Origin of the sequence: Pseudomonas sp. LFM046, assembly GCF_000949385.2 — a bacterium.
GTDB lineage: Bacteria > Pseudomonadota > Gammaproteobacteria > Pseudomonadales > Pseudomonadaceae > Metapseudomonas.
Genome location: NZ_JYKO02000001.1, coordinates 2,436,355 through 2,449,463 on the forward strand (window position 1 = coordinate 2,436,355; position 13,109 = coordinate 2,449,463).

Genomic DNA, 13,109 nt, shown 5'->3' on the forward strand with positions numbered 1-13,109 from the left:
ACCTCAGCCGCGCGGGCCGACTGACGTTTTGGCGTTGCGCTCGGCCACACGCGGGGACTCGCGCTCTTCCACGGACTGGCGCAGGCGCGCCAACTGGTCGAGGGTGGATTCGTCGGCCATCGGAACCGCTTGCGGTTCCACCGGCGCGCCGGGCATCGCGCGCTGCAGGCCGTTGACGACGATCTTCTCGCCCTTGGCCAGGCCATGGCGGACGATGCGCAGGCCTTCCAGCTTCGGCCCCAGCTCGATGGCGCGGTAGCTCACCTTGTTGTCGTCACCCAGGACCAGGACGAATTTCTTGCCGAGGTCGGTGCCGATGGCCTCGTCCTTGATCAGCGCGGCCGGGTAGGTCTCGCTGCCCACCAGCTTGATGCGGGCGTAGAGGCCGGGGGTGAACTGGCCGTCCGCGTTGTCGAACACGGCGCGGCCACGGATGGTGCCGGTGCGCGGGTTGACCTGGTTGTCGAGGAAGTCCAGCTGGCCCAGGTGGGGGTTGCCGGTTTCGCTGGACAGGCCCATGTACACGGGGCTGGCGGCGCGGGTGTCGGAGCCGGACTTGCGGGCCAGTTCCACGTATTTCAGGAAGGCGCGCTCGTCAGCGTCAAAGTAGGCGTAGACCTTGTCGGTGGAGACCACGGATGTCAGCAGCGACTGGCCGGCGTTGACCAGGTTGCCTTCGGTGATCTCGGCACGGCTGACGCGGCCGTTGATGGGGGAGGTGACGCGGGTGAAGCTGAGGTTCAGTTTGGCGTTGTCCAGCTCGGCCTGTGTGGCGGCGACGGCGGCCTGGGCTTCGACAGCGGCAGTGGTGCGGGCGTCGGCCAGTTCGGCGGAAATGGCGTTGGTCTGGCGCAGGCGCTCGCCGCGACGGGCCTCATTGGCCGCGCGGTTCTGGTTGGCGCGTGCCTGCTGCAGCTGGGCTTCCAGGCGCTTGACCTCGGCCTCGAAGGGGCGCGGGTCGATCTGGAACAGCAGGTCACCCTTCTTCACCAGGCTGCCTTCATCGAAGGCCACGTGGTCGATGTAGCCGGAGACGCGCGGACGGACTTCGACGGACTCGGGGGCTTCCAGACGACCGGTGAACTCATCCCACTCGTTGAGGGGCTGCTCGATCACCTCGGCGACGCTGACCTTGGGGGCCGCATGGTTCAGGCCGGCTTCCGGTGCCTTGCCGCAGGCCACCAGCACTACCGCCGCCGCAAGGGTGAGGGGATAACGCCAGAGATTCTTGTGAAATGCTTCCATGGGACAGCTCCGCCATTTGGTTTTTTGATTGGGCGGAGTCTGCTTTCAGCGGTTGTGACAGACGAATCGAACGGCCTGAAGATGACTATCACTGGAAGTGATTGATTTGATCGGAGTTGTGGAATTGCTGATGTTTCGGGTGATGGGGGCGTGATGTTGTAGGGGCGAATTCATTCGCCAAGCAGGCCGAAGGTCTGCCTATCTGGGCTTCAGGGGGCTGCTGCGCAGCCCTTGGCGAATGAATTCGCCTCTACAAAAAAGCGTTCATGCGGGAGCGGTTATTCCAGGCTATCCGGATCGCCGCAATACATCTGGATGCGCGAGCGCAGCCAGCGCTCGGCGGGGTCGTTGTCCTGGGCGCCGCGCCAGGCCATGGAGAGTTCGAAAGGCTGGGTAGGGAGCGGCGGGTCTTCGGCGCGCAGGCCGCCAGCGGCGGTCAGGGCGGCGGCGGTGTAGTCCGGCACCATGGACACCAGGTCGGTGCCGGCCAGCAGGGTGGCGAGGCCATTGAATTGAGGCACCGCCAGCACCACCCGGCGCTTGCGGCCGACCTTGGCCAACTCGTCGTCGACGAAACCGTTCAGGTCGCCGGCGAAGGACACCAGGGCGTGGGGCCGCTCGCAGTAGTCGTCCAGGCTCAGCGCGCCGGGCACCGTGTCGGCGCGCAGCAACTTGGGCTTTGAGCGGCGCAGGGTCTTGCGCTTGGCGTTGGCCGGCAGTTCGTCGGTGTAGCTGACGCCCACGGAGATCTCGCCGGAAGCCAGCAGGTTGGGCATCAATAGATAGTTGGTGCGGCGCACCACCAGCACCACACCAGGGGCCTCGGCGCGCAGGCGGCGGAGCAGGGCGGGGAGCAGGGCGAATTCCACGTCGTCGGACAAGCCGACGCGGAACACGGCATTACTGGTGGCCGGGTCGAAGTCGGCGGCGCGGCTGACGGCGGTGGAGATGGAGTCCAGGGCCGGGGACAGCAGGGCGAAGATTTCCATGGCCCGGGCCGAGGGCTCCATGCTGCGGCCGGTGCGGACGAACAGCGGGTCGTCGAACAGGGTCCGCAGACGGGCCAGCGCCGCGCTGATGGCCGGTTGGCCGAGGAACAGCTTTTCTGCCGCCCGCGTCACGCTGCGCTCATGCATGAGCGTCTCGAACACGATTAGAAGGTTGAGGTCAACTCTTCGCAGGTCGTTCCGGTTCATGGAATCATCCGTAAATAATGTGTGAAAGGTGCAGTTCCCGTGTCCGAACGTCAAGGCTCGTATCAGCGACGTTTATGACAACTATCAATGGCCGCGGGTGGTTTTGTGGAAAAAGCCCGGATAGAGTCCGTGCCTATAGATGAGTCACAGGCGAGGTATGTGATGTCCCGCATGATCCGTTTTCACCAGTTCGGGGGCCCAGAGGTCCTGAAACTGGACGAACTGCCGACCCCTGTTCCGGGCCCGGGCGAAGTCCTGGTGCGCACCCAGGCTTTGGGTGTGGGCTGGAGGGACGTGCTCTGGCGGCAGAACCTGGCGGCCGAGCAACCGGCCCAACTACCTTCCGGCCTCGGCTCCGAGCTGGCTGGCATCGTGGAAGCCGTGGGCGAAGGCGTAGATGACCTGGCTCCGGGCACGCCCGTGGCCAGCTTCCCGGCCGGCACCCCCAGCCACCATCCGGCCTGGGGTGATCTGGTGCTGATGCCGCGCAATGGTCTGGTGGCCTATCCCGACGTCCTGACGCCGGAGGAGGCCAGCGTTCACTACACGCCGCTGCTGATGGCCTACTTCGCCCTGATGGACCTGGGTGGCCTGAAGCCCGGCCAGCATGTGCTGGTCACCGAGGCTGGCCATTGCCTGGCGCCGCAGACCGTGCAGATGGCCAAGGCTCTGGGTGCCCAGGTTGTCGCGTCGACCAGCTATCCCGAGAGTCGTGCCTTCCTCAAGGCGCTGGGGGCCGACAAGATCATCGTCACCGAAGAGCAGGACCTCGTCCTGGAGGTGGAGCGCTTCACCCAGGGCAAGGGCGTTGAAGTGGTCCTGGACCAGTGTGCCGGCCAGCAGATGAAGCTCCTGGGCGACGTCGCCGCGCAGCGCGGCAAGCTGGTGGTCTACGGCTGCAACGGTGGTAACGACACCGCGTTCCCGGCCTGCGCCGCGTTCAAGAAACATTTGCAGTTCTATCGCCATTGCGTACTCGACTTCACCGGTTCTCCGGAGCTGGGCATCGAGGCCAATGAGGCTTCAGTCAAGCGGGCGCTGGACCATATCAACCAGCTGACCCGTGATCATCTGCTGAAGCCGCCGATTGATCGCGTCTTCGCGTTCGAGGACTTCGTCGAGGCCAACCGTCACATGGAAACCTGCCCGGCGGGTGGCCGGGTGGTGATGAAGGTCGCCGACTGAGGAAGGCGGGGCGGGCCACTGGGTCCGCCCCGAATCTGTCTTGTTCTGGAATGGGAGGCAGTGTGCCGCGCGAGGCGGCCGGGCTGATAGCCGAATCCTGCTGGATTATTGCCTGATCCTCCTAACCGTCGCCAAAGGGCGAGACTAGCCAGCAAGCCGTGGGTAGAGTTGGCCCATCGACTTCGAGGGACCAAACCATGAATGCACACGCTTTCCTTGCCGCGCAGGAGTCCACCACCGCCGCGCGCCAGCAGCAGGAGCTGGTGCAGCTCATTGAACGATTCACTCGCCAGGATGGCCTGCAAGAGACGGCTGTTCCGGGCCTCATCCTGTACCGCACCACCCAGCCCAGCGAGCCGATTCACTGCCTCTACGAGCCTGCACTTGGCCTGACCGTGCAAGGTCGCAAGAAAGTGATGCTGGGCGAGGAAACCTTTGTCTACGGCCCCTCCCATTACCTGGTGGTCTCCGTGGACCTGCCGGTGATCGGCCAGGTCATCGAAGCCAGTCCCGAAGTGCCCTACCTCAGCCTGCGCCTGACCCTCGATCCCAAGGAAATCAGCGCGCTGCTGATGGAACTGTCGCTTCCCGCGCCGGCGCTCCAGTCCTGTCCGCGCTGCCTGGCTGTGAGTGGCCTGGGCGAATCCCTGCAGGACGCCGTGCTGCGTCTGGTGCGGCTGTTGGAGACCCCCGAAGACATCCCCGCACTGGCGCCGCTGGTGCGCCGCGAAATCCTCTATCGCCTGCTGCGCGGCGAGCAGTGCGCCCAGTTGCGCCAGATCGCCAGCAGCGGCACCCAGGGTCACCGCATCAGCCGGGCGGTGAACTGGCTGCGGCAGAATTTCCACCAGCCGCTGCAGATCGAGCGGCTGGCCAACGAGGTGAACATGAGCACCTCGGCCCTGCACCACCATTTCAAGGCCATGACGGCCATGAGCCCGCTGCAGTTCCAGAAGCAGCTGCGCTTGCAGGAAGCGCGCCGGCTGATGTTGGTGGAGGCCCTGGATGCCACCAGTGCCGGCGGCCGGGTGGGCTACGAGAGCCCGTCGCAATTCAGCCGCGAATACAGCCGGCTGTTCGGTGCTCCGCCGCTGCGGGACATCGCGCGGTTGCGTCAGTCGGCCTGAGACCTGCGCCCGTATCTGACGGGCTAGTCTTCAATGACTTGCCGGCACGGAATGTCCGGCCGGCTTCCCTGAACCATCCAGCCAGAGGTGGTGAGCCTGATGATTACCCTCAACCTGAACGGTAAGGACCACGAACTCGACGTGCCTGCGGACATGCCCCTGTTGTGGGCGCTGCGGGACGTCGCCAATCTCACGGGAACCAAGTACGGCTGCGGCATGGCCCTGTGCGGCGTCTGCACCGTGCATATCGACGGCCAGGCGACCCGCTCCTGCATTACCCCGGTGTCGGCGGTGGTGGGCAAGAAGGTCACCACCATCGAAGCCGTGGGCCAGGACAAGGTGGGCGAAGCGGTGCAGACCGCCTGGCGCAAGCTGGACGTGGTGCAGTGCGGCTACTGCCAGTCCGGGCAGATCATGTCGGCCACGGCGCTGCTGCGGGGCAATCCCAAGCCCAGCGATGCCGACATCGACGCGGCCATGAGCGGCAACATCTGCCGCTGCGCCACCTATGTGCGGATACGCGCCGCCATCCACGAAGCCGCCAGCAACCTGGCCTGAGGAGGTTTGCCATGGGCACATTCGAATCTGATACCCGGGCCGGCGGCAGCATCCTCAATGTCAGCCGGCGCATTTTCCTCAAAGGCAGTGGCGGGCTTGCCCTGGGCATGTTCTTTGCGCCGCTGATGCGCGGCGGGGAGGCGCTGGCTGCCAGCGAGTCCTTCATGCCCAACGCCTTTGTGCGCATCGCCAGCGACGGCAGCGTGACCATCCTGGCCAAGCACGTGGAAATGGGGCAGGGCACCTACACGGGCCTGGCCACCTTGCTGGCCGAGGAACTGGATGCCGACTGGAGCCAGGTCAAGGTCGAGGGCGCCCCGGCCAATGCCGGGCTCTACAACAACCTGGCCTTCGGCACTATCCAGGGCACCGGGGGCAGTACTGCCATCGCCAATTCCTTTGAACAGCTGCGCAAGGCCGGGGCTACCGCTCGCGCCATGCTGGTGGCCGCCGCCGCCGAGCAATGGAAGGTGCCGGCCGCGGAAATCACCGTGAGCAAGGGCGTGGTCAGCCATGCCGCGTCAGGGCACAAGGCCGGATTTGGCGAGTTGGCCGAGGCCGCAGGTCGTCAGCCCGTCCCTGCCGAGGTGACACTCAAGTCGCCGAAGGATTTCACCCTGATCGGCCAGGAGCGCCTGTCCCGCAAGGACAGCGCCGACAAGACGGACGGCAGCGCCACCTTCACCCAGGATATGAAGCTGCCCGGCATGCTGGTGGCCGTGGTGGCGTATCCCCCGCGCTTTGGCGGCGTGCCGAAGTCGGTGGATGCGAGCAAGGCCAAGGCGGTGCCGGGCGTGGTGGAAGTGGTGGAGTTCAAGGACACCCCCCACGGCCGCGCCGGGGTGGCGGTGCTGGCGAAGAACACCTGGGCCGCGCGCCAGGGCCGTGATGCCCTGGTGGTGGAATGGGACGAGAGCAAGGCGTTCAAGCTTGGCAGTGAGGAAATTTTCGCCCGCTACCGGGAGGCGGCCGGCAAGGAAGGCCTGATCGCCGACAAACAGGGCGATATCGCCGCCGCCATGGCCCAGCCTGCCAAGCTGATCGAGGCCGATTACGAGTTCCCCTACCTGGCCCATGCGGCCATGGAACCGATGAACTGCCTGGTGAAACTGTCCGCCGGTCAGTGCGAGGTGTGGAACGGCGAACAGTTGCAGACCGTGGATCAGTTGGCCATCGCCAAGTACCTGGGCATTCCGGTGGAGAAGGTCAGCCTTAACCAACTCTACGCGGGCGGCAGCTTCGGTCGCCGGGCCAATCCGCATTCGGACTACCTGCTGGAAGCGGTGGCCATTGCCAAGGCGGCACATGCCAAGGGGCAAGACGTGCCGGTGAAGCTGGTCTGGACCCGCGAGGATGACATGCATGCCGGCTTCTTCCGGCCGCTCTACCTGCACCGCGCGCGCCTGGCCCTGGACAACGAGGGCAAGCTACAGGGCTGGCACCAGCGGCTGGTGGGCCAGTCGATCCTCAAGGGGACGGCTTTCGAAGGGGCGCTGGTGAAGGAAGGCATCGACCACACGTCGGTGGAAGGCGCGGCCAACCTGTCCTATGAGGTGCCCAACCGGCAGGTGGAGTTGCATACGCCAGAAGGCATCGGCGTACCGGTCCAGTGGTGGCGTTCCGTGGGGCACACCCACACCGCATACGCCGTGGAGACCCTGATCGACCAGGCTGCCACGACGGCCGGCAAGGACCCCTACGAGTACCGCCGTGATCTGCTCGCCAAGCACCCTCGCCACCGTGGCGCGCTGGAGCTGGCAGCGCAGAAGGCGGGTTGGACGCAGCCGTTGAAAGCGGGCGCCGAGGGTGAGAAACGCGGGCGCGGGATTGCCGTGCACGAGTCCTTCGGCTCCTTCGTCGCCCAGGTGGCGGAGGTGACGGTGAAGGCGGACGGCAGCTTCAAGGTGGATCGGGTGGTTTGTGCGGTGGATTGCGGCCTGGCCATCAACCCGGACGTGATTCGCGCCCAGATGGAAGGTGGTATCGGCTACGGCCTGGCAGCGGCCCTGCACGGGGCCATCACCCTGAAGGACGGGGCGGTGGAGCAGTCCAACTTCCACGACTTCCAGGTGCTGCGGATCAACGAGATGCCGGTGGTGGAGGTACATATCGTGCCGTCCGAAGTCGCGCCCACCGGTGTCGGTGAGCCGGGCGTACCGCCCATCGCGCCGGCGGTGGCCAATGCCCTGTATGCGGCAGTGGGACAGCGGATCTACAAACTGCCGTTGCCACGGCAGGTGCAGCAGGCCTGAATCAGGCCGCGCGTGCGGCGCAGATCAGCTCGCGCAGGGCCTTGCGCTCGGCGACCGGAGTGGGGGCCGAGCGCACGGCCAGGCTGCCGTCCTCAAGGCTGACCGCCACTTCGGTTTCGAAGTGCAGGCGAAGTTCGTCCAGGGTCACGTGGGTGACCTGGTACAGGCTTTCACTGATACGGGGGTGGGCGGACATGGCGGTGGTCTCGTTCCGTTGGCCACAGGGCCGATGGAGTGATAGTGCCGCCGGGCAGTCCAGCGCGGAATTGAAAGGGGGTGATGGTGGACATCATTCCCGTCAATGGTTGCGACCTTTCTGCGTCTCTTCCGATAACTGAATTTCACCCTGGCCGCATGGCGCCGCCGAGGGCGTGACCGCCTTCGCGAATGAAGGCGCTCCCAGCAGGGCGCGTCTGCCGGGAGCGCGGGAGCGGTGTCACTTGCTCAGCATGACCGCCAGTTCGTCGGCTTCCTCGGCCCAGTCGGAATCGTCCAGCAGGGCATCCCGCAGGAAAGCGGATTGGGCCTTGTTCCAGAAGGGCGCGTCGGGCAGTGCCTGGCCCAGCGCCAGCCGATGGTTGGCGGCGAAGCGCTCTATCTCGCCTTTGCTCGAGGGCAGGCCGAGCTGGTCGAAGAGGGCGCTCAGGGAGTGATGGCTGGTGTCCATTTGGGGGCCTCCGTGTGGGCGTGGAACAAAAAAGACTTCCATCGACTATAGACGCTGTACCGGCCAGGGCCGCCCAGCGGCAGCATGTCGGCTACAGCCGGTGCGGGGTTGCGCCCTTGGCCAGCTTGGCTAGCCTCACAAAAAAAGAGCGGCTGCCAAACCCCGGGCCACCTGCACAGGGGGCGACATGAGCATCCAGAGCGAGCAGAAACGATCACTGTGGGACCCGGTGGAGGCAGCACTGCTGCTAGCTCCGATATGGTCCCCCGTGCTGTTCATTTTCCTGGCCGAATTCCTCCATGAGTTCTTCCAGATCCACTGGCTGTTCAATTCGAGTCTGAGCACCTTTGGCATGTACCTGGTCCCGGCGCTGTCGGCGTTGCCTTTGATCCACGATTCACCCCGCCCACTGGCCATAACGTTGTTGCTGGCGGGCGGTTACTACCTGGTCGGGCTGGCGGCAATCTTCCTGATGTCCTGGGGGCTGCTGCTCTATACCGGCTATTCCTGATCCGACCGCGGAACCCGGCGTGGGGCCATGGATCAAAGGCCCCGGGTCCGCATATTCGGCGGATCGTCCTACTACGGAGCTATCCATGTCGCCTTTGAAGAAACTCGCGCTGCTCGGTCTCGCCGCCCTGCCACTGGTCGGCTGCATGAAAGAGGAATCCGTCGATCAGGCGGTGCTCTGCACCTACAGCACCGATGCCGAGGCCAAGCTGTGCAAGCCCGGTCAGATGTCCTGGTTCAAGGCGGGTAAAGCGATCAACCAGGCACTGCCCCTGAGCGTGGCGGCGGCGTACTGCGACTTCAATCATCAGGTGATGTACAACGAGGCGGGGGTGATCTGCGTGTTCACCGACAAGCGCCTGAGCATGGTGAAGTAGGGGACGGTCTGCTGAATTCATTGCAGCAGTCCTTTTTGTAGGGGCGAATTCATTCGCCAAGGGCGGCGCAGCTGCCCCTGTCGAGGCCGAAGGGCGGACCTGCGGTCCGCTTGGCGATTGAAATCGCCCCTACAGGAAAAGCAGCTTTCCTGTCTCCCAAAAAGACTGAAGGCGCCACAAGTGGCGCCTTCTGCCTTTCGAGGGAATGCATACATCGTGATTGCCTGCCTCTGAACGGCTCCGGGATCAGCTGATGCGGTTGGCACCGCTGCGGTCAGCGCCACCTTCGGCTACGCGGAAGGCATTGGTGCGCTCGGAACCGTTTTCAGCCACGTCGAAGCCCTGGGTGCGGTCGGAGCCGCCTTCGGCTACGCGGAAGGAACCGGTGCGATCGGAACCACTTTCAGCTACGCGGACGCTCTGGGTGCGATCGGAGCCGCCTTCGGCAACGCGCAGGGACTCGGAGCGTTCGGCACCACTTTCAGCGACACGGTAGAGGTTGGTGTGGTCGGAGCCGCCCTCAGCGACAGTGAGCGCAAACGCAGAGGCGGACAGGCTGGCGAAGAACAGGCTGGCAAGGATTTGCTTTTTCATTTTCGGGCTCCTCGGTGAAGGGGGGTGAAATTCGTCTACGGGGCCCATGTTACGGATGTGATTTCGATGAAGAAGTGATCCTGCGTGATGGTTACCATTGATGCATATGATAGTTAGATTATTCCTTGTAAAAACAACGTATTAGATAAGTTTTTTGTGGATTTTTTGTGAGATCGAACAGCCTTCTGTCAGGCCTAAAAAAATCGATTAACTCGATCAGTAAGCGTGATAGAGGATCTCCATCGATGCCCCGTCCAGCGTTCGAGCAAAAACGTCCGGGGAGAAGACCGCCACCACGCTGACTTCCTGATGCAGTGCTTTTCTCGCTAGCCGGCGGGGACTAGGCTATTGGCACTTTTCAGCAGACGGATAGTGCTATGTCCACCGAGATCCATGCCCAGTTCGCCGACGCGCCCCTCAATGCCATCGAAGCCCGGCTCCTCGGCAGCCTGATCGAGAAGCAGGCCACCACCCCCGAGGCCTACCCGCTGACCCTCAATGCCCTGGTGCTGGCCTGCAACCAGAAGACCAGTCGTGAGCCGGTGATGAATGTCACCCCCGGCCAGGCCGGCCAGGCACTGCGCAACCTGGAGGCACGCGGGCTGGTGAAGCTCGTGATGGGCAGCCGCGCCGACCGCTGGGAGCAGCGCACGGACAAGGTGCTGGAGGTGGTGCAGCCGCAACTGATCCTGATCGGCCTGCTCCTGTTGCGTGGCCCGCAGACCCTGGGCGAGCTGCTGACCCGCAGCAACCGCATGTCCGACTTCGACGACACCGAGGATGTCCGCCACCAGCTGGAGCGCCTGATCGGTCGTGGCCTGGCGGTGCTGATGCCGCGCCAGGGCGGCCAGCGTGAAGATCGCTACATGCACTTGATGGGCGAGCCGGCCGACCTCGAGGCCCTGCTGGAAGCGCGTGCCAGTCAGCCGGAACGCGGCGAGTCCCGCGCCGCCGCCGAGGCCCGCATCGAAGAACTGGAAGCCCGGGTCGCCGACCTGGAGGCCCGCCTGGCCCGGCTGGAAGATCGGGGCGAATGAACCCCACGGGGCGCGCCGGCTGTCCGTCGATGTCGCCCCGACGATTTCCCCACACGACGCGACCTGCGATCCTTTTCCGACCGTGAAACACCGCCCTGAGGTATCCATGAAGATCAGCTCGGACTTCGACAGCGGCAATATCGAAGTGATTGACGCCAGCAACCCGCAACAGGTGCAGTTGGCCATCCGCCCGGACCTGAAAAGCCACCACTTCCAGTGGTTCCATTTCAAGGTCGAGGGCCTGACCCCCGGCCAGCGTTACGGCTTCAGCCTGACCAACGCAGGGCAGTCCGCCTACAGCCACGCCTGGACCGGCTACAACGCCGCCGCCTCCTACGACCAGGTCAACTGGTTCCGCGTGCCCAGCAGCTTCGACGACAAGGGCCTGCACTTCGCCCTGGAGCCCACCCACGAGCAGATCTGGTTCGCCTACTTTGAACCGTACAGCCGCGCCCGCCACGACTGGCTGCTCAGCGAGGCCCTGGACAAGGCCGGCGCCGAGGTGATTGCCGTCGGCAAGAGCGTCGAGGGCCGCGAAATCCCGCTGCTGCGCGTCAGCCGCAACCCCGCCGCCCAGCGCAAGGTCTGGATCATCGCCCAGCAGCACCCCGGCGAGCACATGGCCGAGTGGTACATGGAAGGGGTGATCGAGCGCCTGTCCAAAGAGGGCGACGCCGAGATGGACGCGCTGCTCAGCAAGGCCGACCTCTACCTGGTGCTGAACATGAACCCGGACGGCGCCTTCCGCGGGCACCTGCGCACCAACGCCGCGGGCAAGGACCTCAACCGTGCCTGGCAGTCGGCTGACGATACCGAGACGCCGGAGGTGTTCTTCGTCCAGCAGCAGATGCGCAAGGTGGGCGTGGACCTCTTCCTCGATATCCATGGCGACGAGGAGATTCCCCACGTCTTCACCGCGGGCTGCGAAGGCAACCCCGGCTACACGCCGCGCCTGGAGGCCCTGGAAACCGAGTTTCGCCAGCGCCTGGTGGACATGGGGGCAGAGTTCCAGACGGCGTTCGGCTACGCCCGCGACGAGCCGGGCAAGGCCAACACCACCCTGGCCTGCAACGCCGTGGGCATGGCGTTCGACTGCCTGTCCTTCACCATCGAGATGCCGTTCAAGGACCACGACGACAACCCGCACCCGCGCACGGCCTGGAACGGCGAGCGCTCCAAGCGACTGGGCAAGGATGTGCTCACGGTGATCGCGGCGATGGTGGACAAGCTGCGCTGAGGGCAGAGGGGAACCGGCTCCACAAATGGGCCGGTTTCACCGTTCGTAGCTGGCCTGGACGGCGGATGGTGGAAATGAAAAGCGATTTCCACCCTACGAAGCCGAGTCACAGGCACAAAAAAGCCGGCCCATCAGGGGCCGGCTTTTTGTTTCCGTATTACACCCCGGATTCGTTCTGCAGATTCGCCTGGGTGATGTTGCTGCCCGCCGGCACGTTGCGGGTCAGCCAGACGTTGCCGCCAATGGTGGAGCCTTTGCCGATGGTGATGCGGCCGAGGATGGTCGCGCCGGCGTAGATCACCACGTCGTCTTCCACGATCGGGTGGCGCGGTTGGCCCTTCTGCAGGTTGCCTTCCTCGTCGGCGGGGAAGCGCTTGGCGCCAAGGGTTACCGCCTGATAGATGCGCACACGCTCGCCGATGATGGCGGTTTCGCCGATGACGACACCGGTACCGTGGTCGATGAAGAAGCTCTTGCCGATCTGGGCGCCGGGGTGGATGTCGATGCCGGTGGCGGAGTGGGCGATCTCGGCGATCATCCGCGCCAGCAGCGGCAGGCCCGCTTGATAGAAGTAGTGGGCGAGACGGTGGTGGATCACCGCGTGGACGCCCGGATAGCAGATCAGCACTTCGTCGACGCTGCGGGCCGCCGGGTCGCCCTGGTAGGCGGCCAGCACGTCAGTATCCAGCAGCAGACGCAGCTTCGGCAGGGTGGCGGCGAATCCCTTGACGATTTCGATGGCCTGGCAGGCGATGTCATCGGCGCTGACGCCGTTCTGGCGTGCGGCATGGGAGAGCTCCCGGCGCACTTCGCCGGCCAGGGCGTTGAGGGCCAGGTCCAGGGTATGGCCCACGTAGAAGTCCTCGCTTTCCTCACGCAGGTCGGCCGGGCCGAGGCGCATGGGGAAGAGGGCGCCGGACAGGGCCTCGATGATGTGCCCGACCGTGACGCGGGAAGGCAGTTCGCGGCCGCCGCGGTCTTGCAGCCGGTCGTGCTGGCTGCGCCACTGGGCGCGGGCGCTGCGCAACTCACTGACGATCTGGTCGAGTTGCCAATTGACCGGCTGGCAGCCGGTGGCGACGTAGGGAAGTCTGTTCATGGGGGTACCTGTAATGCGCGGTCCG

The 13,109-nt window shown here is 64.9% G+C and carries 14 protein-coding genes; 8 read left to right on the forward strand and 6 right to left on the reverse strand.

Annotation, left to right across the window (positions count from 1 at the left end; genetic code table 11):
- Window positions 1-3 precede the first annotated feature (3 nt).
- Together mexE and TQ98_RS11260 are read right to left on the reverse strand one after the other, a co-directional pair.
- Complete coding sequence (gene mexE, locus TQ98_RS11255; protein WP_044872925.1) at window positions 4-1,245, reverse strand: multidrug efflux RND transporter periplasmic adaptor subunit MexE; 1,242 nt, start codon at window positions 1,243-1,245, stop codon at window positions 4-6.
- Between the two features lie 278 nt (window positions 1,246-1,523).
- Window positions 1,524-2,441, reverse strand: a complete 918-nt coding sequence (locus TQ98_RS11260; protein ID WP_044872926.1) for a LysR substrate-binding domain-containing protein — start codon at window positions 2,439-2,441, stop codon at window positions 1,524-1,526.
- A 162-nt stretch (window positions 2,442-2,603) separates the two neighbouring features.
- Between TQ98_RS11260 and TQ98_RS11265 the strand changes: the two genes are divergently transcribed.
- The 4 genes from TQ98_RS11265 to TQ98_RS11280 all read left to right on the forward strand — a co-directional run bounded on the left by TQ98_RS11265 (window position 2,604) and on the right by TQ98_RS11280 (window position 7,563).
- Window positions 2,604-3,626 (forward strand): zinc-dependent alcohol dehydrogenase family protein, encoded by a 1,023-nt coding sequence (locus TQ98_RS11265; protein ID WP_044872927.1) that lies wholly within the window; start codon window positions 2,604-2,606, stop codon window positions 3,624-3,626.
- A 197-nt stretch (window positions 3,627-3,823) separates the two neighbouring features.
- Entirely contained in the window at window positions 3,824-4,753 is a 930-nt protein-coding gene (locus TQ98_RS11270) for an AraC family transcriptional regulator (RefSeq protein WP_082073240.1), read from the forward strand.
- 99 nt (window positions 4,754-4,852) lie between these two features.
- Window positions 4,853-5,311, forward strand: a complete 459-nt coding sequence (locus tag TQ98_RS11275) for a (2Fe-2S)-binding protein (protein ID WP_044872928.1) — start codon at window positions 4,853-4,855, stop codon at window positions 5,309-5,311.
- Window positions 5,312-5,322: 11 nt separating this feature from the next.
- Window positions 5,323-7,563: a xanthine dehydrogenase family protein molybdopterin-binding subunit gene (locus TQ98_RS11280; RefSeq protein ID WP_044872929.1), complete on the forward strand. Its 2,241-nt coding sequence runs from the start codon at window positions 5,323-5,325 to the stop codon at window positions 7,561-7,563.
- 1 nt (window position 7,564) lies between these two features.
- On the opposite strand, the gene ptrC is transcribed toward TQ98_RS11280, so the two are convergent.
- Window positions 7,565-7,759 (reverse strand): type III secretion system co-regulatory protein PtrC, encoded by a 195-nt coding sequence (gene ptrC / locus TQ98_RS11285; RefSeq protein WP_044872930.1) that lies wholly within the window; start codon window positions 7,757-7,759, stop codon window positions 7,565-7,567.
- Window positions 7,760-7,999: 240 nt separating this feature from the next.
- Window positions 8,000-8,230 (reverse strand): DUF2789 domain-containing protein, encoded by a 231-nt coding sequence (locus TQ98_RS11290; protein ID WP_044872931.1) that lies wholly within the window; start codon window positions 8,228-8,230, stop codon window positions 8,000-8,002.
- A gap of 187 nt (window positions 8,231-8,417) precedes the next feature.
- On the opposite strand from TQ98_RS11290, the gene TQ98_RS11295 reads away from it, so the two are divergent.
- Window positions 8,418-8,741 (forward strand): hypothetical protein, encoded by a 324-nt coding sequence (locus TQ98_RS11295; protein WP_146036005.1) that lies wholly within the window; start codon window positions 8,418-8,420, stop codon window positions 8,739-8,741.
- An 85-nt stretch (window positions 8,742-8,826) separates the two neighbouring features.
- The gene (locus TQ98_RS11300) at window positions 8,827-9,117 is read left to right on the forward strand and encodes a hypothetical protein (RefSeq protein ID WP_044872933.1); all 291 of its coding nucleotides are present in this window, start codon (window positions 8,827-8,829) and stop codon (window positions 9,115-9,117) included.
- A gap of 246 nt (window positions 9,118-9,363) precedes the next feature.
- On the opposite strand, the gene TQ98_RS11305 is transcribed toward TQ98_RS11300, so the two are convergent.
- Window positions 9,364-9,711: a hypothetical protein gene (locus tag TQ98_RS11305; RefSeq protein WP_044872934.1), complete on the reverse strand. Its 348-nt coding sequence runs from the start codon at window positions 9,709-9,711 to the stop codon at window positions 9,364-9,366.
- Between the two features lie 377 nt (window positions 9,712-10,088).
- Here TQ98_RS11305 and TQ98_RS11310 point away from each other — a divergent pair, with 377 nt between their 5' ends.
- Together TQ98_RS11310 and TQ98_RS11315 are read left to right on the forward strand one after the other, a co-directional pair.
- The gene (locus TQ98_RS11310) at window positions 10,089-10,748 is read left to right on the forward strand and encodes a DUF480 domain-containing protein (protein ID WP_044872935.1); all 660 of its coding nucleotides are present in this window, start codon (window positions 10,089-10,091) and stop codon (window positions 10,746-10,748) included.
- 106 nt (window positions 10,749-10,854) lie between these two features.
- Window positions 10,855-11,985 (forward strand): M14-type cytosolic carboxypeptidase, encoded by a 1,131-nt coding sequence (locus TQ98_RS11315; protein WP_044872936.1) that lies wholly within the window; start codon window positions 10,855-10,857, stop codon window positions 11,983-11,985.
- Window positions 11,986-12,142: 157 nt separating this feature from the next.
- Here TQ98_RS11315 and epsC read toward each other — a convergent pair whose 3' ends face one another.
- Entirely contained in the window at window positions 12,143-13,084 is a 942-nt protein-coding gene (gene epsC / locus TQ98_RS11320) for a serine O-acetyltransferase EpsC (protein ID WP_044872937.1), read from the reverse strand.
- Between the last annotated feature and the right edge of the window lie 25 nt (window positions 13,085-13,109).

What these genes read in the sequence shown, in the direction of transcription:
- epsC (WP_044872937.1), bottom strand. Translation starts at nt 13,084, where the DNA reads ATGAACAGACTTCCCTACGTCGCCACCGGCTGCCAGCCGGTCAATTGG.
- TQ98_RS11290 (WP_044872931.1), bottom strand. Translation starts at nt 8,230, where the DNA reads ATGGACACCAGCCATCACTCCCTGAGCGCCCTCTTCGACCAGCTCGGC.
- TQ98_RS11260 (WP_044872926.1), bottom strand. Translation starts at nt 2,441, where the DNA reads ATGAACCGGAACGACCTGCGAAGAGTTGACCTCAACCTTCTAATCGTG.
- TQ98_RS11310 (WP_044872935.1), top strand. Translation starts at nt 10,089, where the DNA reads ATGTCCACCGAGATCCATGCCCAGTTCGCCGACGCGCCCCTCAATGCC.
- TQ98_RS11305 (WP_044872934.1), bottom strand. Translation starts at nt 9,711, where the DNA reads ATGAAAAAGCAAATCCTTGCCAGCCTGTTCTTCGCCAGCCTGTCCGCC.
- TQ98_RS11270 (WP_082073240.1), top strand. Translation starts at nt 3,824, where the DNA reads ATGAATGCACACGCTTTCCTTGCCGCGCAGGAGTCCACCACCGCCGCG.
- TQ98_RS11265 (WP_044872927.1), top strand. Translation starts at nt 2,604, where the DNA reads ATGTCCCGCATGATCCGTTTTCACCAGTTCGGGGGCCCAGAGGTCCTG.
- mexE (WP_044872925.1), bottom strand. Translation starts at nt 1,245, where the DNA reads ATGGAAGCATTTCACAAGAATCTCTGGCGTTATCCCCTCACCCTTGCG.
- TQ98_RS11300 (WP_044872933.1), top strand. Translation starts at nt 8,827, where the DNA reads ATGTCGCCTTTGAAGAAACTCGCGCTGCTCGGTCTCGCCGCCCTGCCA.
- TQ98_RS11295 (WP_146036005.1), top strand. Translation starts at nt 8,418, where the DNA reads ATGAGCATCCAGAGCGAGCAGAAACGATCACTGTGGGACCCGGTGGAG.
- TQ98_RS11280 (WP_044872929.1), top strand. Translation starts at nt 5,323, where the DNA reads ATGGGCACATTCGAATCTGATACCCGGGCCGGCGGCAGCATCCTCAAT.
- TQ98_RS11315 (WP_044872936.1), top strand. Translation starts at nt 10,855, where the DNA reads ATGAAGATCAGCTCGGACTTCGACAGCGGCAATATCGAAGTGATTGAC.
- ptrC (WP_044872930.1), bottom strand. Translation starts at nt 7,759, where the DNA reads ATGTCCGCCCACCCCCGTATCAGTGAAAGCCTGTACCAGGTCACCCAC.
- TQ98_RS11275 (WP_044872928.1), top strand. Translation starts at nt 4,853, where the DNA reads ATGATTACCCTCAACCTGAACGGTAAGGACCACGAACTCGACGTGCCT.